The 23202-nt window shown below is 39.6% G+C and carries 19 protein-coding genes; 5 read left to right on the top strand and 14 right to left on the bottom strand.

All coding sequences use genetic code 11. The features are described 5' to 3' along the window. Window positions 1-19: 19 nt before the first annotated feature. Together gpsB and HT721_RS04825 are read right to left on the bottom strand one after the other, a co-directional pair. Window positions 20-361, bottom strand: coding sequence for a cell division regulator GpsB (gene gpsB, locus HT721_RS04830; protein WP_173229143.1), 342 nt, complete (start codon window positions 359-361; stop codon window positions 20-22). A gap of 69 nt (window positions 362-430) precedes the next feature. Continuing rightward, entirely contained in the window at window positions 431-958 is a 528-nt protein-coding gene (locus HT721_RS04825) for a DUF1273 domain-containing protein (protein WP_000179549.1), read from the bottom strand. A gap of 66 nt (window positions 959-1024) precedes the next feature. Between HT721_RS04825 and recU the strand changes: the two genes are divergently transcribed. Both recU and pbp1a read left to right on the top strand, forming a co-directional pair. Further along, on the top strand, window positions 1025-1621 hold the full coding sequence (gene recU / locus HT721_RS04820) for a Holliday junction resolvase RecU (protein ID WP_000248774.1): 597 nt from the start codon (window positions 1025-1027) through the stop codon (window positions 1619-1621). Continuing rightward, window positions 1618-3798 carry a penicillin-binding protein PBP1A gene (gene pbp1a / locus HT721_RS04815; protein ID WP_173229141.1) on the top strand — a complete coding sequence of 727 codons (2181 nt, stop codon included), beginning with the start codon at window positions 1618-1620 and terminating at the stop codon, window positions 3796-3798. Before recU ends, pbp1a begins: the two co-directional genes overlap by 4 nt. A 141-nt stretch (window positions 3799-3939) precedes the next feature. Here pbp1a and HT721_RS04810 read toward each other — a convergent pair whose 3' ends face one another. The 4 genes from HT721_RS04810 to HT721_RS04795 form a co-directional block, all read right to left on the bottom strand. Next, the gene (locus HT721_RS04810) at window positions 3940-5919 is read right to left on the bottom strand and encodes a peptide ABC transporter substrate-binding protein (RefSeq protein WP_173229139.1); all 1980 of its coding nucleotides are present in this window, start codon (window positions 5917-5919) and stop codon (window positions 3940-3942) included. Window positions 5920-6154: 235 nt separating this feature from the next. Next, window positions 6155-7255, bottom strand: coding sequence for a UDP-galactopyranose mutase (gene glf, locus HT721_RS04805; RefSeq protein WP_173229136.1), 1101 nt, complete (start codon window positions 7253-7255; stop codon window positions 6155-6157). 182 nt (window positions 7256-7437) lie between these two features. Continuing rightward, on the bottom strand, window positions 7438-9396 hold the full coding sequence (locus HT721_RS04800) for an ABC transporter substrate-binding protein (RefSeq protein ID WP_173229135.1): 1959 nt from the start codon (window positions 9394-9396) through the stop codon (window positions 7438-7440). 196 nt (window positions 9397-9592) lie between these two features. Next, the gene (locus HT721_RS04795; RefSeq protein ID WP_173229132.1) at window positions 9593-11200 is read right to left on the bottom strand and encodes an alpha-glucosidase; all 1608 of its coding nucleotides are present in this window, start codon (window positions 11198-11200) and stop codon (window positions 9593-9595) included. A 152-nt stretch (window positions 11201-11352) separates the two neighbouring features. On the opposite strand from HT721_RS04795, the gene HT721_RS04790 reads away from it, so the two are divergent. Both HT721_RS04790 and HT721_RS04785 read left to right on the top strand, forming a co-directional pair. Then, window positions 11353-12837 carry a DUF1846 domain-containing protein gene (locus HT721_RS04790; protein WP_173229130.1) on the top strand — a complete coding sequence of 495 codons (1485 nt, stop codon included), beginning with the start codon at window positions 11353-11355 and terminating at the stop codon, window positions 12835-12837. A 94-nt stretch (window positions 12838-12931) separates the two neighbouring features. After that, window positions 12932-13414, top strand: coding sequence for an S-ribosylhomocysteine lyase (locus HT721_RS04785; RefSeq protein ID WP_000032547.1), 483 nt, complete (start codon window positions 12932-12934; stop codon window positions 13412-13414). 184 nt (window positions 13415-13598) lie between these two features. Here HT721_RS04785 and HT721_RS11265 read toward each other — a convergent pair whose 3' ends face one another. From HT721_RS11265 to HT721_RS04775, 3 genes are all read right to left on the bottom strand, one after another. After that, window positions 13599-13724: a hypothetical protein gene (locus HT721_RS11265; RefSeq protein ID WP_275043163.1), complete on the bottom strand. Its 126-nt coding sequence runs from the start codon at window positions 13722-13724 to the stop codon at window positions 13599-13601. Window positions 13725-13810: 86 nt separating this feature from the next. Continuing rightward, on the bottom strand, window positions 13811-14266 hold the full coding sequence (locus HT721_RS04780; RefSeq protein ID WP_173229128.1) for a DUF6568 family protein: 456 nt from the start codon (window positions 14264-14266) through the stop codon (window positions 13811-13813). Further along, complete coding sequence (locus HT721_RS04775; protein WP_173229126.1) at window positions 14259-15095, bottom strand: excalibur calcium-binding domain-containing protein; 837 nt, start codon at window positions 15093-15095, stop codon at window positions 14259-14261. The genes HT721_RS04780 and HT721_RS04775 overlap by 8 nt, the downstream gene beginning before the upstream one ends. A 184-nt stretch (window positions 15096-15279) precedes the next feature. Here HT721_RS04775 and HT721_RS04770 point away from each other — a divergent pair, with 184 nt between their 5' ends. Further along, on the top strand, window positions 15280-15606 hold the full coding sequence (locus HT721_RS04770) for a helix-turn-helix transcriptional regulator (RefSeq protein WP_173229124.1): 327 nt from the start codon (window positions 15280-15282) through the stop codon (window positions 15604-15606). Between the two features lie 310 nt (window positions 15607-15916). On the opposite strand, the gene HT721_RS04765 is transcribed toward HT721_RS04770, so the two are convergent. The 5 genes from HT721_RS04765 to rsmH all read right to left on the bottom strand — a co-directional run bounded on the left by HT721_RS04765 (window position 15917) and on the right by rsmH (window position 23101). Then, window positions 15917-18022 (bottom strand): ATP-dependent Clp protease ATP-binding subunit, encoded by a 2106-nt coding sequence (locus HT721_RS04765; RefSeq protein ID WP_173229122.1) that lies wholly within the window; start codon window positions 18020-18022, stop codon window positions 15917-15919. Window positions 18023-18583: 561 nt separating this feature from the next. After that, the gene (gene mraY / locus HT721_RS04760; RefSeq protein ID WP_173229119.1) at window positions 18584-19564 is read right to left on the bottom strand and encodes a phospho-N-acetylmuramoyl-pentapeptide-transferase; all 981 of its coding nucleotides are present in this window, start codon (window positions 19562-19564) and stop codon (window positions 18584-18586) included. A gap of 1 nt (window position 19565) precedes the next feature. Beyond that, window positions 19566-21818 (bottom strand): penicillin-binding protein PBP2X, encoded by a 2253-nt coding sequence (pbp2X, locus tag HT721_RS04755; protein ID WP_173229118.1) that lies wholly within the window; start codon window positions 21816-21818, stop codon window positions 19566-19568. Window positions 21819-21821: 3 nt separating this feature from the next. After that, on the bottom strand, window positions 21822-22139 hold the full coding sequence (gene ftsL, locus HT721_RS04750) for a cell division protein FtsL (protein WP_000840840.1): 318 nt from the start codon (window positions 22137-22139) through the stop codon (window positions 21822-21824). Between the two features lie 11 nt (window positions 22140-22150). Beyond that, a complete protein-coding gene (rsmH, locus tag HT721_RS04745) occupies window positions 22151-23101 on the bottom strand; it encodes a 16S rRNA (cytosine(1402)-N(4))-methyltransferase RsmH (RefSeq protein ID WP_173229116.1) in 951 nt (316 codons plus the stop codon). Window positions 23102-23202 lie beyond the last annotated feature (101 nt).

The raw sequence follows: 23202 nt of genomic DNA, 5'->3' as shown, positions 1-23202 counted from the left end.
GCATGTAACAAGACCTGAATTACAAATCAGTATTGTCTAAAATTTGTTTACCGAATACTTCTTTTTCAAGACGATTCAAGCGTTTCAAAATATCAAAATTCGTCATAGAAGATGAAGCAGCCACATCAATTGGATCTGGGTGACTAGGACTTGGAGCCGAACTCACTTGCGGTTTACGAGCTAGTTCTTCCTTCAAATCCGCAATTTCCTGACGAAGTGACTTGACCAAGGTAGCATAGGTTTCATAGTCCTTAATGACATCGTCTAAAAACTCATCAACTTCTACTTTACTATACCCTCGGACTTCACGCCCAAACTCTTGTTCAAAAATATCTTTCGCTGAAAAAATAATACTTGCCATGTCTCTCTCCATTCTCGCTTGCTAGTATTATTATATAAAAAAAGGCAAACAAAAATCAAGGTCAAAGCTTCAATTTTCGGAAAAATTTTCAGCAAGTTCATTTAATTGATCAAATGTTAATCTCTTTATAAAATAGTCCTCTTGATTTTTCATCTTTTGGTAAAAATAAGCTAGTTTCGTTTCATTTTCTTCATCATAAAAAAGATAGGAACTAGTCGTGTTTTCCAGCAAAAACTGCTGGTAATCTCTTAACTGCCCCTTGTGCTCATAGCGAGGATAAGCATATTTGACAAAGTCTACCTGCTTAAAACGACTCAGTTTCATCTGATTGCCTTCATTCCAATTTTCCCCATGGGTTTCAAAAGCAAAAATGGTGGCCAACTGGAAACCGTACTCGGTTTTCATCTCCTGAGCAACCTCTAAAACCCAATATTCAAAACCCAAACTTCCTGTAAACACAAGCCAAGACACCCCATCTGCTGCCATAGCCTCTAAATCTTTACGTATTGCTTTTTTTATCAATTTAAGACGAGGATCCTTATCAGAAAACAAACCCAAATCAAAAGCAGAATAGCCCAAAACCAAAGCTGTAGCCATTTTTAACCCTTTCTGTGCAAATTTATGGTATAATAGAGTGATGTTATTGTACCAATAAGGAGAATTATGGTCAACTATCCACATAAACTTTCATCACAAAAAAGACAACCATCTCTTTCTCAACCCAAAAATTTCGCAAATCGAGGAATGTCTTTTGAAAAGATGATCAATGCTACCAACGACTACTATTTGTCTCAGGGCTTGGCTGTTATACACAAGAAACCAACCCCTATTCAAATCGTACGAGTGGACTATCCACAACGAAGTCGTGCCAAGATTGTTGAAGCCTATTTTCGACAAGCTTCAACGACGGACTATTCTGGCGTTTATAATGGATATTACATCGACTTTGAAGCCAAGGAAACAAAACAAAAACGTGCGATTCCGATGAAAAATTTTCATCCACATCAGATTCAGCATATGGAACAAGTCCTTGCCCAACAAGGAATCTGCTTTGTCCTTCTTCACTTTTCTTCTCAGCAAGAAACCTACTTATTGCCGGCATTCGATTTGATTCGCTTCTATCATCAAGATAAGGGACAAAAATCAATGCCACTTGGATATATTCGAGAATATGGATATGAAATCAAGGCTGGTGCCTTCCCTCAAATTCCTTATCTCAATGTTATCAAAGAACATTTATTAGGTGGTAAAACAAGATGAACAAACCAACGATTCTGCGCCTAATCAAGTATCTGAGCATTAGCTTCTTAAGCTTGGTTATCGCAGCCATTGTCTTAGGCGGAGGAGTTTTTTTCTACTACGTTAGCAAGGCTCCTAGCCTATCCGAGAGTAAACTAGTTGCAACAACCTCTAGTAAAATCTACGACAATAAAAATCAACTCATTGCTGACTTGGGTTCTGAACGCCGCGTCAATGCCCAAGCTAATGATATTCCCACAGATTTGGTTAAGGCAATCGTTTCTATCGAAGACCATCGCTTCTTCGACCACAGGGGGATTGATTCCATCCGTATCCTGGGAGCTTTCTTGCGCAATCTGCAAAGTAATTCCCTCCAAGGTGGATCAACTCTCACCCAACAGTTGATTAAGTTGACTTACTTTTCAACCTCGACTTCCGACCAGACTATTTCTCGTAAGGCTCAGGAAGCTTGGTTAGCGATTCAGTTAGAACAAAAAGCAACCAAACAGGAAATCTTGACCTACTATATAAATAAGGTCTACATGTCTAATGGCAACTATGGAATGCAGACAGCAGCTCAAAACTACTATGGTAAAGACCTCAATAATTTAAGTTTACCTCAGTTAGCCTTGCTGGCTGGAATGCCTCAGGCACCAAACCAATATGACCCCTATTCACATCCAGAAGCAGCCCAAGACCGCCGAAACTTGGTCTTATCTGAAATGAAAAATCAAGGTTACATCTCTGCTGAACAGTATGAGAAAGCAGTCAATACACCAATTACTGATGGACTACAAAGTCTCAAATCAGCAAGTAATTACCCTGCTTACATGGATAATTACCTCAAGGAGGTCATCAATCAAGTAGAACAAGAAACTGGCTATAACCTTCTAACTACTGGGATGGATGTTTACACAAATGTAGACCAAGAAGCTCAAAAACATCTGTGGGATATCTACAACTCCGATCAATACGTCTCTTACCCTGACGATGATTTGCAAGTCGCATCTACGGTCGTAGATGTTTCAAATGGTAAAGTCATCGCCCAACTTGGAGCTCGTCACCAAGCAAGTAACGTTTCATTTGGTACCAACCAAGCTGTGGAAACCAATCGTGACTGGGGTTCTGCTATGAAACCAATCACCGATTATGCACCTGCCATAGAATACGGTGTTTATGATTCCACTGCAACTATGGTTAATGATATTCCTTATAACTATCCGGGAACAAGCACACCTGTCTACAACTGGGATAGAGCATATTTCGGTAATATTACTCTGCAATATGCTCTTCAACAATCACGAAATGTCACAGCCGTTGAGACTTTGAATAAGGTCGGTCTAGATAGAGCTAAAACCTTCCTTAATGGTCTTGGTATCGACTATCCAAGCATGCATTATGCAAACGCCATTTCAAGTAATACAACAGAATCTAATAAACAATACGGAGCAAGTAGTGAAAAAATGGCTGCTGCTTATGCTGCCTTTGCCAACGGTGGAATTTACCACAAACCCATGTATATCAATAAGGTCGTCTTCAGTGACGGTAGTGAAAAAGAATTTTCAGATGTAGGTACACGAGCTATGAAAGAAACAACTGCTTACATGATGACCGAAATGATGAAAACTGTCTTGGCATACGGAACTGGTCGTGGAGCCTATCTCCCATGGTTAGCGCAAGCTGGTAAGACAGGTACTTCTAACTACACAGATGATGAAATTGAAAAACACATCAAGAACACTGGCTATGTAGCTCCAGATGAAATGTTTGTTGGTTATACTCGTAAGTATTCTATGGCTGTATGGACAGGTTATTCGAATCGTTTAACTCCTATCGTTGGAGATGGTTTCCTAGTTGCAGCTAAAGTTTATCGCTCAATGATAACGTATCTATCAGAAGATACTCATCCAGAAGACTGGACGATGCCAGATGGCTTGTATAGAAATGGAGAATTCGTCTTCCAGAACAACGCAAAGAACACATGGAATAATTCAGTAACACAACAAACACAAACAGTAGAAACTCCAAGCACAACAGCTGAAAGTTCAACTACACAGGCAAGTACGACGGTTGGTCAACAACCCAATAATGCTCCAGCAACTGATCCTAGCCAAGGACAAGCTGGTCAAGCTGTTCAACCGACACAACCAGTACAACCAACGCCACAAAATCCACAAGTTCAACAACCACAACAGTGAGATGAAAGAAAATCCTGAGAATAAAAACTCAGGATTTTTTCTACAAAAAAATTAGCTTCCTAATCTTTGAAAGTGAAGAGAGGTTTCAACTCATTTTCGATAAACCAAAAGAAGTTAGCGAACAACTAACTTCTTTTTATCTTATTTGACATGTTTGGCAAGTCCTTCTTGCGCTTTTTTATTGGATTCTGCTTTTTCTTTCATCCATTTTTCTTGAGCTTTTTGGTATTCATCTGCAGTAACTGCCTTGTCTTGAATTTCAAGGTATTTATACAAGACTGGGTCACTTGTACCTTTATTTCCTGACAATGCAAATGGTATTGTAAATGGTACCATCTTAGACAAGATTGGACGACCAGTTTTAGAAGTTGTTGGGATGATCAAGGCACTATCTGTCAACCAAGCTTGGGCTGCTGCGTATTTATCATATCGTTTAGCAACATCTGTAGTCTCATCACCAGCTTCAGTAACCAATTTTTCGTAGTCATATAGACCTACTTTTTTAGCAGCTACATTATCTTCCCCTGAGTCAAATCCTAAATATGTTTTAGTACTTTCTCCTACAGAAGGTTTGATAATATCAAGGTAGGTTGATGGATCGGCAAAGTCTGGACCCCAACCGACATTATCTGATAAATCCCAGTCTTCGCCAGCAGCATTTTCGGCAAATAGAGTTACATTAAGCAATTCATCTTTTTGCAATTGTTGGATATCAATAACGACATTATCAGTTCCTAAAGTTGCTTCCAAGGATTGTTTCATAGATTGGACACGTTGAACTTTTGTAGTTGCTGTCTGGTCAACAGGCATATCTAGGTGAATTGGGAAGGTTACACCTTCTGCCTGCAAAGCTGATTTAGCTTTAGCAAATTCAGCCTTGGCTTTTTCTGGATTGTAGAGACCATCTTGTGAATCTGCAAGATTGACATCCTTCCATTCATCCCCATAAGTCACTAATTTCTCTTTGACCATATCGCCAAAGTTTTTCCCATCTGCTTGAACAAATGTTGGTGGAACAAAGAGATTACGTAAGATTTTGCTTGCTCCAGTTTCTCCATTCAACTGAGAGGCATAGGCTGTACGGTCAAATCCGAAAGCAATAGCCTGACGGAAATCCTTGTTTAAGAGAGCCTTTTTAGTTGAAGTCTTTTGTTCTTCGCTAGTCTTAGATGTGTGTTTATAAGATTGACGGTCAATATTTGTCCCTACTAGATAAGTCGTAGAGTCTTGTTGCGTATAGACGATATTGTCTTTCATACTCTTCTCAAGCTCTGCGAAACTTGCACTTGTTGGATAAAGACGAGCTGCTGTAAGGCTACCATCTTTAAAGTTTTCTGCTGGTTTGCTGGTATCTTGCCCATCCCAGAATGACAATTTGACCTTGTCAATATGCACATTGTCCTTATCCCAGTAGTTCGGATTTTTCGCAAATTCAACGGAAGATTTGGTCACAATGGATTTCAACAAATAAGGGCCGTTATACAAGAGACTACTTGGATCCGTAGCTTTGGCAAAATCATCCCCTTTTGAATTCAAAAACTCTTCATTAACTGGCGCAAGCACACCCATGGTTGTTTTTGAGTTCCAAAAAGTTTCAGGTTTGTTCAAGGTGTATTGGATTGTTTGGTCGTCAAGGGCTTTAATCCCGACTTGAGCGAAGTCTGTGATTTCACCTTTGGCATAGGCATCCAGACCTTTGATTGAATCCTGTACCAAGTAAAGGGCTTCTGCTTTCTTATCTGTTGCATATTTAAGTCCTGTTACAAAGTCCTGAGCCTTAACAGGAGCGTACTCTTCTCCCTCAGATGTATACCACTTGGCATCCTGACGAATCTTATAAGTATAAGTCAAGCCATCCTTAGAGACTGACCAGTCTTCTGCCAATGAAGGAACAAGGTTCCCGTATTTATCATTTTCAAGTAGTCCATCAATCACATTACTAGTAATCTCAGAAGTTGCTGCCTTACCAGTTGTCAAATAGTTGAGATTATCTGGATGTGTCTCGTAGGTAAAGGCAAAGGTCTTTTCACCTTGAGCGCCTGAACCCCCAGAACAAGCAGCTAAAACACCAGCTGCTAATAAGGTTACTCCCGCAAGAGCTAATACTTTCTTTGTTTTCATAGTATTCTCCTTTGTTTTTTTATTCATTATAGACTCTTTTTCAAGTCCTGTCAATAGAATTTTCTGAATTTTAAGAGTTATTTGTTATATTTTATATATTCTGAAAACATAGCATTGTTCCTCTATGCCAAAAAAGCCAACATAGCTTCTCTTCTGATAAGCAGAAAAGAATCTTGTTGACCTTACTTCTAAAAATCTTAAGTAGCAAAGATTCTAAAATAACGGAATCCTTGCATTATTGTCCCAACTCTTCCTCGACCACTTCCAAAGCTCGTTCAATGACCACATGCATGTCGTAGTATTTATAATCAGCCAAACGTCCACAGAAAATCACCTTATCATTCTGTGCTGCTTCTTCTTGATATTTAGCAAACAGGACATTGTTTCTCCCATCATTGATTGGATAATAAGGCTCATCTCCACGTTTCCAATCAGCTGGGTATTCACGAGTAATAACCGTTTTGTCCTGAGTACCGTACTCAAAGTGTTTATGCTCAATAATACGAGTATAAGGAATTTCTCGCTCTGTATAGTTGACAACAGCATTTCCTTGATAGTTTTCTTCATCAAGAACTTCATGCTCAAAACGAAGACTACGGTATTCTAACTCACCATGTTTATAATCGAAGTATTGGTCAATCATCCCCGTAAAGACAACTTTTTCAGCAGAAGCTTCTAATTCCTGACGATTGGCAAAAAAGTCAAGACCAAGTTCTACTTCCACATCCTTCAGCATATTTTCGATGATGACGTTGTAACCACCAATTGGAATACCCTGGTAACGGTCATTGAAGTAGTTATTATCAAAAGTCAAACGAACTGGTAGACGTTTGATGATAAAGGGTGGAAGGTCAGTCGTAGAACGTCCCCATTGCTTTTCAGTGTATCCTTTAATCAACTTTTCATAAATATCTGGACCGATCAACTTGATAGCCTGTTCCTCTAAGTTTTTAGATTCAACGTCCTTCATGTGAGCCGTTTGCTCAGCAATCTTATCTTTGACCTCTTGAGGAGTTTTTGTCCCCCACATAGCATAGAAAGTATTCATATTGAAAGGTAGATTATAAAGGCTGCCCTTGTAATTAGCTAGAGGCGAGTTGATATAATTGTTAAACTCAGCAAATTGATTCACATAATCCCAAACTTTTTTGTTAGAAGTATGGAAGATATGGGCACCATATTTGTGAACGTTGATTCCTTCTACATTCTCACAGTAGATATTCCCACCAATGTGGTCACGTTTATCAATAACTTTTACTTTTTTTCCACGCTTAGTCGCCTCATAAGCAAAAATTGCTCCCGACAAACCAGCACCAACGATTAGATAGTCGTACATAGTCTCTCCCTTATCATTTATCTTTGCATCTCCTTAACTATAGTAAAAGAGAGGATCTTAGTTTCAATCTATTTTAGCACAAAACAAATCATTTCTCAGTTTTCAATAGCCGAGTGATTTAAAAAGACAAGCACCAAAACTGATGTTTGTCTTTATGATTCTCCTTAAAAAGCTATTTCTCATTATTTAACATGATTTTCTGCTTCTTTTTGAGCTTTTTCGATTGCTTTTTTGCTTTCTTGTTCCCATTTACTTTTAGCTTCTTCAAACTGTTTGGTCGTCACAGTGTCTTTTTGCAGTTTCATGTACTTGTAGTTATTGCCATCACCCTTGATACCAACCAATGAATAGCCTCTTGTAAATGGCGTCACTTTGGTTACAGAGGCTGTGCCACCACTTGACATAGCTGACATAATGAGAGAATTGTCAATCATCCAAGCCTGTGCTTCAGCGTATTTTTCATAACGCTTGGCTACATCTTTGTTTTCACTATCTGCATCTTTGAGCATCTTAGTGTAGGTATCAAGACCTAGGCTAGTGATTTTTTCCTTGTCTTCCTTGGCATCTAGTCCAAAAATCTTAAGGTAGAATCCATCCTCTGCATTGAAAGGATTGAGATAAGTTGATGGATCCTGATAATCACCCACCCAACCATCAAAGTTCAAATCGTAGTCTCGATCAGCTGCTGTCGGTGCTAAGAAGGCTACGTTATTAAAATCATCTGTTGAAAGTTGCTGAACATCAATGACAATGTTATCAGCACCTAAAACTGACTCAAGGGTCTGCTTAACTGAGTTCATGCCTGTCACAGCATTTTTACTTGTCTGATCAACAGCCACATCCAAGTGAATTGGGAAGGCCACACCTTGACTTGCCAATTCTTTTTTAGCTTCCACAAATTTTGCTTGGGCTTTTTCTTTGTTGAAATAGGCATCCTGAGCATCTGCCAAGTTAATACCTGACCATTCTGTGCCATAGTTGACCAATTTAGAAGCGACTACTTCTCCAAAGGTCTTGTCTCCAACTTGGACAAATGTAGGAGGCACTAGGGTGTTACGAAGAGTCTTGCTAGCTGCTTCTTCCCCATTTGACTGAGCAGAATAGGCTGTGCGATCCAAGGCGAAGTTCACTGCTTGACGGAAGTTTTTGTTCAAGACAGCTGTCTCAGTTGACTTCTTCTGCTCATCTGTCGTTTTAGACGTATGGTTGTAAGCCTTACGGTTGACGTTGAAATTGAAGTACCAAGAAGTCTTGTCCTGCAAGCTATAGACAATATTATCCTTATATTTCTCCTTGGTCTTGGCAAAGTTAGAACTATTTGGATAAACTCCCGCGATAGAATAGGCTCCACTTTCAAAGTTACGGATGGTCAATTCTTGGTCTGAACCATCAAAGTAAGCCAATTTCACGTGTTCAATCGATACTTTATCATGATCGTAGTAATGCGGATTTTTCACATACTCGATCGATGATTTTGATGTGAAATCTTTTAACAAATAAGGTCCGCTGTAGAGAATGCTATCTGGAGATAGGGTGCCAAAATCTTTCCCTTTTGAGTTTAAAAACTCTTCGTTTACTGGGAAAAGAATACTATTGGTTGTTTTTGAGTTCCAGTAAGGTTCTGGGCGTGCCAAAGTATACTCAACAGTCTGGTCGTCAATGGCCTTCACCCCAACCTTAGAAAAGTCAGAATCCGCTCCTGTAATATAATCATTCAAGCCCTTGATCGAGTTTTGAATCAAGTCAATGGCCTGTGATTTATTATCCACTGCATACTTGATACCTGTCACAAAATCTTGTGCCTTGACTGGGGCATACTCTTCACCGTCAGCCGTGAACCATTTGGCATCTTTTCTCAATTTATAGGTATAAGTCAGACCGTCGCTCGAAACAGACCAGTCTTCTGCCAAAGATGGAACTAGGTTTCCGTGGTTGTCATTTTCAAGCAAACCATCAACTAGGTTGGTAATGATGGCTGTATTATCAGCGTAGTAGTCTAACAAGTAGTTAAATGTAGTTGGATTTCCACTAAAGGTTGATGAGTAAGTTTTTGTATCTGAACCTGATTGTCCGCAAGCAGCTAAAAGCAAAGCAGCCGCAAAAGTCAGGCCTGCACTAAGGACACGCTTTTTTGTATTCATCTTCTTTCTCCTTTATGTTAGTTTTTATAACATATATTTATTTTACCAAAATAGTAGGAATTTGTAAAGTTAATTGAATTTTGAGAATGAAAGTTTATAAACTTTAGTCATAAAAAAACAAAGGATTTCTGTCTTTCATACAGTCCTCCCTTGTTTTTATGCGATTTCAATTTTAGATTTTTCTGTTCAGAAATATTTAGCTCAATTCCACACAGAAAGCATCCCATGGAGCTAAGATTTGTTTTTCAAAGACTTCTTGAGCTAGGGTGTTTTCAATCAAGACCGATTTGACGTTTCCTTCTACTGTCATGTCTTGTTCTTTATTGGACAAGTTGGCCACAACTAAGAAACGACGGTCTCCATCTTTACGAATATAGGCAAAGACCTTGTCAGCCGTATCAAGCAATTCAAAGTCAGCTCGAACCAGCCAGCTGTTTTCCTTACGGATTTGAACCAACTTCTGATAAGTATAGAAAATAGAATCTGGATTTGCCAGCGCTTCTTGAACGTTGATTGCTTGATAGTTTGGATTGACTGCCAACCAAGGTTGACCTGTTGAGAAACCAGCATTTTTGCTCTCATCCCATTGCATAGGAGTACGGGCATTATCACGTCCGATAACACGGATACTGTCCATAATTTCTTGCATCGGAACGCCTTTTTCAAGAGCTTCACGCGCATAGTTAAGGGATTCAATATCTTCTACTTGATCCAGCGTTTCAAAGGGATAGTTGGTCATCCCAATTTCCTCACCTTGGTAGATATAAGGAGTCCCTCTCATGAGATGAAGTAAAATTGCAAAGGCTTTGGCAGATTTTTCGCGGTATTCTTGGTCATTTCCCCAGATTGAGACGATACGAGGAAGGTCATGATTGTTCCAGAAGAGGGAATTCCAGCCATCCTCAACTCCTAACTCTGTCTGCCATTTGTTGAAAATTTCTTTTAACTTAGCGATATTCAGCTCTTTTTGATAGTGCCACTTAGGCTGACCTTCCTGATACTGAAGACAAATATGTTCAAACTGGAAGACCATAGACAATTCTTGCCCCTTTGGATCAGAGTAGAGCTTGGCAATTTCTGGCGTTGCCCCCCAGGTCTCCCCTACCGTCAAGAGATTCTTATCTCCAAAGGTCGCTTGATTCATCTCCTTGAGATAGGGATGGAGCATAGGACCATTATTGACTACTTTCTCGTCAGGAATTTTGCCGATCATGTCAATGACATCCATGCGGAAACCACCAATGCCTTTATCAATCCAGAAGTTCATCATCTCATAAATTTTCTGGCGAAGTTTTTCATTTTCCCAGTTGAGATCAGGCTGTTTCTTGCTGAAAAAGTGGAGATAGTATTGACCTGACTTTTCATCGTATTCCCAAGCAGATCCGCTAAAGATAGAGTCTAGGTCGTTGGGCTCATCGCGCCAGATATAGTAGTCTCGCTCAGGGCTGTCAGGATTTTCACAAGCCTCGACAAACCAAGCATGCTCATCTGAGGTATGATTGACCACTAAGTCCATGATGATACGGATATCACGCTTCTTAGCTTCTGCGATCAGCTCATCCATATCCTCCATGGTTCCGAAAATAGCTGCAATCGCTTGATAATCAGCAATATCGTAGCCATTATCATCCATAGGGCTGTCATAAACGGGAGAAAGCCAAATTGCTGTAATCCCTAACTTGGCTAGATATTCCAACTTACTGGTAACTCCTGGCAAATCGCCAATTCCATCTCCGTTGCTATCCATAAAGCTCTTAGGATAAACTTGATAGACTACGGCATTGTGCCACCATTTTTCTTGCATCTTCTTACCTCATTATTTTAATAATCTACAATCTATGATAGCGTTTTTTAAAACTTTGTGCAAGCGTTTGCCTAATCTTTTTGATTCCTTTTTTAAGTCCATAGTTTCCTAACTTCCAATTTTTTATTATAATAGAGGTCAGAGGTAAAAAAATGAAAAAACAAGCTTTTAGTTCTGAACAATATTTGAATCTACAGCGCGACCACATTTTGGAGCGCATTAACCAATTTGACGGCAAGCTCTACTTGGAGTTTGGTGGCAAAATGTTAGAAGATTTCCACGCTGCTCGTGTCCTTCCTGGTTATGAACCTGACAACAAAATCAAACTCTTGCAAGAATTGAAAGAGCAGGTTGAGGTTGTGATTGCCATTAACGCTAGCAACATCGAACATTCCAAAGCACGTGGTGACTTGGGCATTTCCTATGACCAAGAAGTTCTTCGTTTGATTGACAAATTCAATGAATTGGGAATTTTTATTGGCTCTGTTGTCATCACGCAGTACGCTGGCCAACCAGCTGCAGATGCCTTCCGCAATCAACTCGAGAAAAACGGAATTGATTCTTATCTTCATTATCCAATCAAAGGATATCCGACGGATATGGATCACATCATTTCTCCCGAAGGTATGGGGAAAAACGACTACATCAAAACCAGTCGCAACTTGATCGTCGTAACGGCTCCTGGACCTGGTTCTGGAAAATTGGCAACTTGTATGTCCAATATGTACCACGATCAAATCAATGGTATCAAGTCTGGCTATGCCAAATTTGAAACCTTCCCAGTTTGGAATCTTCCCCTTCATCACCCAGTCAATTTGGCCTACGAGGCTGCCACAGCAGACCTTGACGACGTCAACATGATTGACCCTTTCCATCTCCAAACCTACGGAGAAACCACTGTCAACTACAACCGTGACATCGAGATTTTCCCTGTGCTTAAGCGCATGTTAGAGCGTATTCTTGGTGAATCTCCATACGCTTCACCGACAGACATGGGTGTCAACATGGTTGGTTTCGCTATTACTGATGATGAGGCTGCTGTCGAAGCTTCTAAACAAGAAATCATCCGCCGTTACTATCAAACTGTTCTTGATTTTAAAGCTGAAAAAGTTGGCGAATCTGCTGTTAAGAAAATCCAGTTGCTCATGAATGACCTTGGCATCACACCTGCAGACCGTAAGGTTGCTGTTGTTGCCCGTCAAAAAGCAGAAGAAACTGGTGGACCAGCCCTAGCCCTTGAATTGCCTAGCGGGGAAATTGTCACTGGTAAGAACTCAGAACTCTTTGGTCCTACAGCCGCTGCTCTTATCAACGCCATCAAGAAATCAGCTGACATCGCTAAAGCAGTGAAACTAATCGAACCTGAACTTGTCAAGCCAATCCAAGGTCTTAAAATCGATCATCTCGGCAGCCGCAATCCACGCCTTCATTCAAATGAAATCCTGATTGCACTTGCTATCACAGCTACAGAAAATCCTGATGCTGCTCATGCTATGGAAGAACTTGGCAACCTCAAAGGAAGCGAAGCCCACTCAACCATCATCTTGACTGATGAAGACAAGAATGTCCTTCGTAAACTGGGTATCAACGTAACCTTTGACCCTTACTACCAATACGACCGCTTGTATCGTAAGTAACGATTTCAACCTCTCCAGCCTCGGAGAGGTTTTCTCTCTGTCTCAGGAGCCAGCTTTATGTTATAATGAAAGGAGAAAACTGAAAGGATTTACCATGTCAAAAGAAGTTATTGTTGAAAGTTTTGAACTTGACCACACTATTGTCAAAGCACCTTACGTTCGCTTGATTGGGGAAGAAACAGGGCCAAAAGGAGACATCATCTCCAATTATGATATTCGCTTGGTGCAACCAAACGAAGACTCTATCCCTACTGCCGGCCTACACACTATCGAGCACCTCTTAGCCAAACTCATCCGTACCCGCATCGACGGCATGATTGACTGTTCACCATTTGGTTGCCGCACAGGCTTCCACATGATTATGTGGGGGCGCCACACCAGTGCTGAAATTGCAGCAGTTATCAAGGATTCTCTCAAAGAAATCGCTGAAACTACTACTTGGGAAGATGTCCCTGGAACAACCATCGAATCTTGCGGAAACTATAAGGACCACAGCCTCTTTTCTGCTAAAGAATGGGCAAAACTCATTCTAGAACAAGGGATTTCAGATGATGCCTTTGAACGTCATGTGATTTAAACGTAAAAAAGAGGCTAGGCAAAAAAGTCTTTAAAACCAGAAAAACGCATAGTATCAAGTGTTAAAAATCTTGATATTATGCGTTTTATTGTAGGAAGATTTTCTTAATAGGAAATAAACAAATCTAAATCACTTCATCTAATTCTCTTTTATGCCATTATTTTCAATCAAAGTTAATTTTGATTTAATCTGTTTTATAGTAGACAGCTTTTTCATCAGATGGATGTGTTTGAGTAATGATAATTCTAGTTTTACTTTTATCAGTTGGGTCTTCGATTGATACCATTTGGTTATTCTCAAATCGTTTCATAGGTATACTTGTTCCAGGGGGATATATTCCCATTGCAGCTCCTATAGGTCCTGAGCTCACACTAAAATCTATATGTTCATCGCTTCTCATTTTTGCCTTAGATATTTGTACTTTCTTATAAATGATTCAATCACTTCAACGCTAGCTTGACTTGCATCTGATAATCTGTCATATACTGTACCATTTGTGAAGTAAGTGAGATTGGGTATTGTTTTAAATCCTACGGTTGTTTTGAAGTTATTCCAACTTGTCTTATCTATATGCTCACTATCCAAGTAATACACAGTTATCTTAGTTTTATTTACTGCTTTTGCTAGCTTTGGAGCAAATTCTTGGCAATAGGGGCAACTTTCTCTCCCTGTGTATAGGTAAAAGCCTTCTTGATGTTGTATTTTCTGTTCCACAGCCTCTAAACTTATCTTTTGAAGTCTATTTACAGCTATCTGGTAGTCTGTTTGTGGAAGAGTGGTTAAGTATACTGTGAATGTGACCATTATGATAAGTAGTAGTGACAGTAGAATAAGAACTTTTTTCCTATTCATCACATCCGTATCCGTCTTTATCTCTATCTAACCATGGACCGTATTGGGGGTCACTAGCAGGTATGTTTACACGTCCTGCTTTGCGTGCTTCCTTACAGTTTTTGAACGGTCTTAAATTTGATTGTGGAGCAGGTGTAGACGATTGTGTAGGAGTAGTTGTAGTGTGAGATGAAGCTTGTTCTTGCTCTTTTTCTCGTGAAGATGCTTTCCTTTCCTCCTCTTTTGATTTGGAAGCTTCAATACTTGCTTTTTCCTCTTCTTGTGCTTTTTCTGTTTTTCTCACTTCACTGATTACTAACGAGCCTTTATCGATTGAATCATATTTTTCTAAAGATACTGTATTTCCTGTATAGACCATAAGTTCATTCATTTTCACAGCTAGTGATTCAGGTGTACGGATAAGAAGCTTCTTACCTGTTATGTTGTACTCACGATATTCATCTTTTTCTTCAATCCCAATTACCTCAGCTTCAACTTCGTAGAGTTTATCAGTGTTAGAGAGTTTGTGTGCTAGCTCTCTCAGTGCTTTGGATCGCAGTATGATTTTAATTTGTGGTGTATTTAGATAAGCATCTACAGCTATATGTCCAGTTGGAGACCATTTCTCTATTTTAGAGCTAGTTTCACTGCTGGATGATGAAGTAGAGGAAGAACTAGACTGTTTAACTTGTGAAGATTGTTTGACAGAATCATTAGCCTTAGTTTGAACTTGTGAGTGTTTAGTGCTACCGCTAGTTAATAGTGTGAAGAACAAAATGAGGATAAGTAATAGTACAATACTGCCTATAATCTTTTGTTCTTTGCTTAATTCCTTAAGTTTTTTAAGCATATATATCCTCCTGATGTTTAACTTTATTTAATGAAATAAAAGAAATGTTTCCTAATAGTTATAACTATATCACACAAACTTTAACAATAGAATATATTTTTAACAAATATTAAACTATAGAGAATGTAAACCTGATTGTTTAATCTATAAGATAGATAGTAGATTTAACATAGAGGGTGAAGGAATGGATGATATATTAGAAAATATAAGTAATCAGATACGAGACTTACGAGTTTCAAAGAAGATTACACAACAAGAATTAGCAGAAAGAACAAATCTAAGCGTTCCTTATATCAGTCAGATAGAAAATAATCACAGAAATATCTCTTTGGAAACTTTTGTGAAGATTGTTGATGCTTTAGAAGTTCCGTTGAGTGATTTTTTCTTACCTTATTCTGTCCCACAAGATACAGAGATGATGGAACTGTTATTGAAGATTCAGAAACACCCACAGCATAAGATGATTGTTCATAAAGTGATGGAAATACTTGAATTAAGCCAAGATAGATAAGCGTAAATAAAAAAACGAATAAACTAGTTTTCTGAAAATCAGAATTCTGTTTTATTCGCTTTTTTTGTTTCATCTATTTATGCCCATTATTCTCAAAATTCATAACAAAGAATTTCAATACTCTTCTAAATTCAAATATCAATCTACATAGATAATATTTCACCTCAGATTTGTTACTGGATTTATCAATATTATCGAAAATTGAAATTTCTATAATGGAGTCACTCTCTAGTTCTTATTTTGTTTTTCTTGAGTATCAAATCCAAAATCTTTTTACCCAGCCTTTTCTTTTTCTCCTCAAAATTTTCTCTTAGGCTTTTTCACGAATGACCAAAACACCATTTTCCATATCTGCTTCCAGATATTTAGCATCTAGGTGATCCAAATGGAAGTCTGTCACCTTATCACGAATTTCTTGTTCAACCACGCGACGGAGCGGACGAACACCCATGACTTCGTCATAACCTTCTTCTGTGATATAGTCCTTAGCTGCTTGACTGACAACCAAATCAATGTCTTTCTTAGCCAAAGTTTGGTTGACTTCAGCCAACATTAAGTCCACAATCTTAGAAAGGTCTTCCTTAGTCAAGTGTGAGAACTCGATAACTGCATTAAAGCGGTTGAGGAATTCTGGACGGAAGAATGGTTTCAAACGGTCCATCAATTCTGGTTTATCCGCATCTTCTGTCAAGTTAGCTTCATAGCCAAATCCAGCATTTGAGGTTGCAATAATGACAGTGTTCTTGAAGTTTACTGTGTTTCCTTGACCATCTGTCAAACGACCATCATCCAAGACTTGGAGGAGAAGGGTAATGACTTGAGGATCAGCCTTTTCAATTTCGTCCAAGAGAATGATAGAGTATGGATTGCGACGGACACGTTCTGTTAAGGTATTGCTATTGTCATCATAACCCACATATCCTGCTGTTGTACCAATTAGCTTAGAAACGGCTGTGCGGTCACTGTATTCAGACATATCCAAACGGATGATTGCATCCTTGGTACCAAACATATCTAGCGCCAATTGCTTAGCAAGCTCCGTCTTACCAACCCCAGTTGGTCCTACAAAGAGGAAGCTACCGATTGGGCGATTACCTTCATCAAAACCAGCACGGTTACGACGGATAGCACGAGCTACCGCTTCTACCGCCTTATCTTGACCGATTACCTTATCTTGCAAGCGATGAGCCATATCTTTCAGACGTTCGATGTCTGAAGCTCCCATTTGTGATACTGGAATACCCGTCATTCGTTCCACAGATTCAGCCACATCATTGACACTTGCAGTCACCTTCATATCTTCTGTGTGGTTTTCGATTTTCTTTTCCAATTCTGCGATGCGTGTTTTATAGTTTAGAGCTGCTTCAAAATCTTCCGCCTCAACTGCTTTTTCTTGCTTGTCTTTTTCTACCTCAATTTCCCGTTCAACAGCATGCACATCTGTTACAGGATGCTGAGCTGCCAAGTGAGCTGCCGTTACATCGACAAGGTCAATAGCCTTATCTGGCAAGCTACGTTGAGGAATATACTGAACAGAATAATCCACCGCCGCTTTCAAAACTTCGTCTGGCAAGATGACATTGTGGTGTTGTTGATAGAGATCACGAATTCCTTGAAGGATTTTAAAAGTATCCTCTGCTGAAGGAGCATTGACCTTCACTTCGTTGAAACGACGAGCAAGAGCAGCATTCTTCAAGATGGTGTTACGATATTCGTCTTGAGTTGTTGCCCCAATCACTGTCAATTCTCCACGAGAGAGAGCTGGCTTGAGAATATCCGCAAGCCCTTTAGAACCACTGTCTCCACCAGTGCTACCAGCACCGAGAATTTGATGAATTTCATCAAAGAAGAGAATGATATTTCCCGCTTCTTTTACTTCATTGACTAAGTTTTGAACGTTTTCTTCAAAGCTACCACGGTATTGAGTCCCAGCCTCAAGACCTGAGATATCAATGGAAATAAGTTCCTTATTCTTAATAGCAGCTGGAACATCACCATTCACAATGGCTTGTGCTAGACCTTCGACAACGGCTGTCTTACCAACACCTGCGTCTCCGACTAAAACAGGATTGTTCTTGGTACGGCGTGAGAGGATTTCAGATGTCTCTTGAATTTCCTTGTTTCGTCCGATGACTGGATCCAGTTTGCCCTCACGCGCTTCTGCTGTCAAGTTTCGACCTAGTTTTGCAAGGACACCGTCTTGCTTCATACCTGACGTATGTTGTGGCATTTGGCCATCAACTTCTGCATTTCCTGGCAATTGACCAGTTGCACGATAGTGAGCAAATTCCTCAGGTGTGACTTCACGTCCATTAATCAAGTAACGACGATTTTCAGAACTGTATCCTCGCATACCACCCATCAATTGGTTAAATAAATCATCCATGTTGTTAAAATTATTAAAGTTGTTATTCATATTCTTTACCTCTTTTTGTTTACTTAGTTATGATTACTGATATTGACTATCTTTGACCTTTGTTTTAAAAAATTTAGACTAGCTAAATCGCTACTCTAGGTACTATTTCTGGTTTTTCTTTTTCAAGCAGGAGTAGACTATCTTTACTTCTGAAGATTTCTAGATTAAACATAGACCCCACCTCTTTCCATTTTACTTTAAATAAGTGTTCTAGTAAGGCTTTCATTTACCTTACGTTCATAATATACTACATTAGTCAGAAAAGGTCAAGGGATTTGACTTTAATTGACCAATATTTTTTATACTCTTCGAAAATCTCTTCAANNTTTGAGCTGACTTCGTCAGTCTTATCCACAATCTCTAAGCTGTGCTTTGAGCAACCTGCGTCTAGCTTCCTAGTTTGCTCGTTGATTTTCATTGAGTATAAGTGTTCTAGTAAGGCTTTCATTTACCTTACGTTCATAATATACTACATTAGTCAGAAAAGGTCAAGTATTTTGACTTTAATTGACCAATATTTTTTAAAAAGCAAAAACACCCTGAAATATCAGGGTGCCATTCTTACATCAAATATAAAATTGCTAGGGTCAGGAGACTTGCTAGAAGCCCTACTCCCCAAAAGAAGAAGTCAACCTTCCACTCGCTCCAAGGATTTCCTTTACCAGACAATCCTCCAAGCTCAAAATGGTGATGCACAGGCGTCATACGGAAAATACGTTTTCCACCAGTCATTTTGAAATAGCCGACTTGCATCATGACCGAAGTTGTTTCAAAGACATAAATAATTCCGATAATCAAGAGAGTCCATTCTTGGTGGAGGGCCATAGAGATAGCTGCCAGCATTCCACCGAGAGCCAAACTTCCCACATCTCCCATAAAGACTTTAGCAGGCTTATGGTTAAAGACAAAGAAACCAAGCAAACCACCAATCATGGCAAAAATCACTAGAAGGATATCCATCTGACCTTGCACATAGGCAATAACTCCATAAGCTGACAAACTAATCACAACGGAAATACTAGCCAGACCATCAATTCCGTCTGTCAAGTTGACTGCATTTGAAAAACCGACTAGCCAGAAAAGAGCAAAGACAATATAGAAAATCCCTAGATGCACTTGGTAGCCAAAGATTGAAAGCATATCGCCACCTCGCTCATAGAAAAGATAGAAAATGACGCCACCTAGAAGTTGAAGTGCCAATTTTTGCTTAGGATTCAGCCCCTCATTGATTTTACGGAAGACCTTGAGGAAGTCATCTAAAAATCCGATTAAGCCATAAAGAACCAAGATAAATAAAATCATACCGACATTATTGCTGAATTGGCTACTAAATAGGGCAAAAAAGAAAGCAACCAAAACAGAAGTAATTAAGAAAACCAAACCTCCCATTGTAGGAGTCCCAGCTTTTGCCTGATGCTGTTTGACATCCTCGTGCATCTGCTGGCCTGTAATTTGCGCCTTCCTATAAAATTGGATAAAGGCCGGAATTCCTACTAAAGTTAGTAAAAATGTCACAATTCCAGCACTAATAGAAATAAACATATTAGTCTCCTAAAGTTAATTTAATTTTTTTAATGTTTTTGATAGCTGTATTAGTCCGAACATCTTGCTTCTGAACAACGGAACCTGAACCTTCAAATTCCAGTTCAATATCCAACCATTTAGCAAAGGTCTCGGCAGTCTCTTTTTTCCAGCCATACATGTCTGGAATTTCTTCTACCTTATCCGATAAAAGGAGAACTTGTTGGTTTGGTGCAAGATTGGTCCCTTCTTCTACAGAAGTCTCTTTAATCTTTGTTCCAGTACCTACAACGATTGGTTGCACAATATTTCGGCGTAAGGCTTCCGCCAACTCACCAGGTGAAATATCCTTGATGCTAGGCATTGCATAAGAAGATTCTGTCGTAACTTTATCTAAATTTTTGGCTGGAGATTGAAGATTGAGAGATTCTTTCATAGCTGAAGCCCGCTCCAAGATTGGGGTGGCAAATTCTCCCAACTGGATACCTGAATAATGCTCAGGCTGTTGAACCGTTACATACAAGATAAAATCAGGATTTTCAGCAGGATTCATAGTCACAGCTGAGAAAATATAATTGGTAGAACCAACCAAGTATCCTCCATTTTTCTCATCAGCGATTTGAGCCGTACCGGATTTAACTGCTACATTTTGTCCAGGAACTGTTATAATTGGCTTTCCTGTGTAGTGATTATACATAGTTCCATATAGAGGGTCCGTCCCAACTAAGATCATGTGATTTCGAGTTGTGCTTGCTGCCTCTTTGGAAACAGGATTTCCTACTATTTCTTTTTGTGACTTACGTACAGACTGATTGTTAGTATCATAAATAGCACTTATAAATTTTGGCTCCAGCATAACTCCATCATTAGCAATAGCTGTAAAGGCACGAAGCATTTGTGTTTGTGTCACTGAAATTCCTTGCCCAAATGAGCTTTGAGCAATACTAACAATATTATCAGCTGGAAGTTGACCAGCGTATTCATCTGTCAAGCCAAAGCGAGTTGGAACCCCAAATTTAAAGCGTTTTAGATAATCCAACCAAGTAGCATCTCCCATTTTTTGTTCAAGTAGACTCATTCCAACATTACTGGAGTGAGCGAAACCTTGTAAGAAAGTCATCATCCCACCAGTAGTCAAACCTTCATTAACATCCCAATCTCGAGTCGTCGCATCCGCTATTTTGAATTCACTGCTATTGAAGTATTCTCCACTTGGGAAGGTATTATTATCAATAGAAGAAGCTAACGTCATAACCTTCATGGCTGATCCTGGTTCATAGTTACTTTGATAAAGAATATCACGCCAAACAAAGTCCTCAGTAATTCCTTCTTTAGTGTCTGCATTAAAGGTAGGTCGTTGTGTCGTTGCCAGTATCTCTCCCGTTTTAGCACTGACCAAAGTCGCTGTCATGTACTTTCCTTTTACCTTCTCTTGAAAAGCATCCATCTGGGTTTCCATAAAGGACTGGAGGGGGCTGGAAATGGTTGTGTAAACATCCTTACCATCCACCGTTTGTTGGGAAACTTGCTCAGTACCTGGGACAATATTTCCCAGACGATCCTTTTCATAGGTAATAATGCCGTCTGTCCCTGCAAGAATACTGTTCAAGGAACTCTCCATTCCAGAGGTTCCCAACAAACTCTTGCTGCCATCTTCATTTTCATGGAGCTGAGCTAGACCAATAAAACTAGAAGCAAATTGTCCGTTTGGGTAACTACGATTGGGACTGGTTGTAAAATCAATCCCCTTGACCTCTGCAGTTTCCAACTCTTTTTTGATAGACATCATATTGGCATAGGTAATCCCATTGCCCTTTGCTCCAAAGGAAACTTGCTTGAGATTAGGTTGCGAGAGTTGCTCTCTTACATAGGATTCTTCCATGTCCAGATACTTATGAAAGACCTCTGCAACCTTGTTAAATTGTGTTTTTTCTACGTAAAGAATCTTACCTGTTGCTGACTTATAGTTCTCATCAATGACCGCATAGACATTATAGGAGGTTGCATCCTCAGCAATCGGGACTCCATTTCGGTCATAAATAGTCCCACGTTTGGCAGGAACTGTACGGGTGATTTGATGAACCTTCTTAGCTTCCTTCGCTAAATCTGTTCCAAAGCGAGTGCCCGTCCCAATAATGACCGCAAAATTGACTAAAAAAACGGCAAAAACAAAGACAGATAATAAACTCAGACTTTTTCCAACTCTGCGTCTGTTTTCAGCCGGCGATTTCCGATTTTTCGTCGCATAACGGATTACTCTTTTTGTCCACTTCATATCTTACTCCGCTATTCGAATATTTTCATTGTTTAATTGCAAATCGTGTGAATTGGCAATTTCTTTCAAACGTTCTGCACGTAATAGTTCATTGACCTCTTGCTTGGCATCGTCCAATTCGGTCTTCTTTTCCTCTATCTGCGCATTGATTTTTGTCAAATCATTCTGCACTTGCAAGAGCTTGGTCTGCATAAAAATAATACTAATGGCCACAATAAGAGTGGTTACAGCAATGGAAAAGTAAAAAGCTTTTTCCACACGCGAAAACCGTTTAAGTTGCATCTGTAGTATTTGACCTGTTTTTTCCATTCTTTCTGCCATCCTTTTTCCTCTTACTTGTGAATTTTTCTGGCCACGCGCAACTTGGCTGAGTGCGAGCGGTTATTGGCTTCTAATTCTTCTGCACTTGGCAAGATTGGCTTACGGGCTACCAATTCCATCTTGGGCTTGAGATCATCTGGGATGAAAGGCAAGCCTTTTGGAACTTCAACTGTTGAAGCTTCCTTGAATAATTGCTTGGTCAAGCGGTCTTCTAAGGAATGAAAGGTAATCACTGAAATCCTACCATCCAGAGCCAACATATCCATAGCCTGCTGGATGGACTCATCTGCCGCTCCCAGTTCATCATTGACTTCAATTCGAATAGCCTGGAAAATCTGCTTAGCAGGATGACCCTTCTTCTTGAGCTCCTTGGCAGGCTTGGCCGACTTGATAATTTCTGCCAATTCAGTCGTAGTCTCGATAGGTTTCAGATCACGCGCTTGTTCAATCTTGCGGGCAATCTGTTTAGAAAATTTATCCTCGCCATACTTGAAGAAAATACGAACCAAGTCATGATAGTCATAATTGTTCACCACTTCATAGGCTGTCAGACTAGCATCCTGATTCATCCGCATGTCCAATGGTGCATCCTTTTTATAAGAAAAACCACGCTCACGCTGGTCCAGCTGAGGACTAGACACTCCCAAGTCATAACAAATTCCATCAATTTCCTGAACACCAGCTTCGCGCAAACGTGCCTGTAAATGACGGAAGTTATCCTTTATAAAGGTCACCATCCCTTTTTCGATATAGGGTGCCAAACGTTTTTGCGCATTGTCAATGGCATTCTGGTCCTGGTCAAAGGCATAGAGATGGCCTTTTTCACTTAATTTACTTAATAAATATTCGCTATGTCCTGCTCCACCCAAAGTCGCATCAACGTAGATACCGTCAGGTTTTACGTCAAGCATATCAATCGTTTCGTGGAGTAAGACCGTTACATGATGAAATTCTTTTGTCATATCTTATCTATTTTACCACAAATCCGACCAGCTTGCACTAGTCAGACAAATCAGACAAGAGCGCTACTATTTCTTCAAAAAATAGCTAACTTCTCAAAGTA

Origin of the sequence: Streptococcus sp. 4094 (assembly GCF_013277125.1) — a bacterium.
Taxonomy (GTDB): Bacteria; Bacillota; Bacilli; order Lactobacillales; family Streptococcaceae; genus Streptococcus.
This window is presented reverse-complemented; position numbering and strand designations above follow the sequence as displayed.

Excerpts from the sequence above, each read along its gene's own strand:
- gpsB (WP_173229143.1), bottom strand. The coding sequence starts at position 361 with ATGGCAAGTATTATTTTTTCAGCGAAAGATATTTTTGAACAAGAGTTT.
- HT721_RS04825 (WP_000179549.1), bottom strand. The coding sequence starts at position 958 with ATGGCTACAGCTTTGGTTTTGGGCTATTCTGCTTTTGATTTGGGTTTG.
- recU (WP_000248774.1), top strand. The coding sequence starts at position 1,025 with ATGGTCAACTATCCACATAAACTTTCATCACAAAAAAGACAACCATCT.
- pbp1a (WP_173229141.1), top strand. The coding sequence starts at position 1,618 with ATGAACAAACCAACGATTCTGCGCCTAATCAAGTATCTGAGCATTAGC.
- HT721_RS04810 (WP_173229139.1), bottom strand. The coding sequence starts at position 5,919 with ATGAAAACAAAGAAAGTATTAGCTCTTGCGGGAGTAACCTTATTAGCA.
- glf (WP_173229136.1), bottom strand. The coding sequence starts at position 7,255 with ATGTACGACTATCTAATCGTTGGTGCTGGTTTGTCGGGAGCAATTTTT.
- HT721_RS04800 (WP_173229135.1), bottom strand. The coding sequence starts at position 9,396 with ATGAATACAAAAAAGCGTGTCCTTAGTGCAGGCCTGACTTTTGCGGCT.
- HT721_RS04795 (WP_173229132.1), bottom strand. The coding sequence starts at position 11,200 with ATGCAAGAAAAATGGTGGCACAATGCCGTAGTCTATCAAGTTTATCCT.
- HT721_RS04790 (WP_173229130.1), top strand. The coding sequence starts at position 11,353 with ATGAAAAAACAAGCTTTTAGTTCTGAACAATATTTGAATCTACAGCGC.
- HT721_RS04785 (WP_000032547.1), top strand. The coding sequence starts at position 12,932 with ATGTCAAAAGAAGTTATTGTTGAAAGTTTTGAACTTGACCACACTATT.
- HT721_RS11265 (WP_275043163.1), bottom strand. The coding sequence starts at position 13,724 with ATGAAACGATTTGAGAATAACCAAATGGTATCAATCGAAGACCCAACT.
- HT721_RS04780 (WP_173229128.1), bottom strand. The coding sequence starts at position 14,266 with ATGAATAGGAAAAAAGTTCTTATTCTACTGTCACTACTACTTATCATA.
- HT721_RS04775 (WP_173229126.1), bottom strand. The coding sequence starts at position 15,095 with ATGCTTAAAAAACTTAAGGAATTAAGCAAAGAACAAAAGATTATAGGC.
- HT721_RS04770 (WP_173229124.1), top strand. The coding sequence starts at position 15,280 with ATGGATGATATATTAGAAAATATAAGTAATCAGATACGAGACTTACGA.
- HT721_RS04765 (WP_173229122.1), bottom strand. The coding sequence starts at position 18,022 with ATGAATAACAACTTTAATAATTTTAACAACATGGATGATTTATTTAAC.
- mraY (WP_173229119.1), bottom strand. The coding sequence starts at position 19,564 with ATGTTTATTTCTATTAGTGCTGGAATTGTGACATTTTTACTAACTTTA.
- pbp2X (WP_173229118.1), bottom strand. The coding sequence starts at position 21,818 with ATGAAGTGGACAAAAAGAGTAATCCGTTATGCGACGAAAAATCGGAAA.
- ftsL (WP_000840840.1), bottom strand. The coding sequence starts at position 22,139 with ATGGCAGAAAGAATGGAAAAAACAGGTCAAATACTACAGATGCAACTT.
- rsmH (WP_173229116.1), bottom strand. The coding sequence starts at position 23,101 with ATGACAAAAGAATTTCATCATGTAACGGTCTTACTCCACGAAACGATT.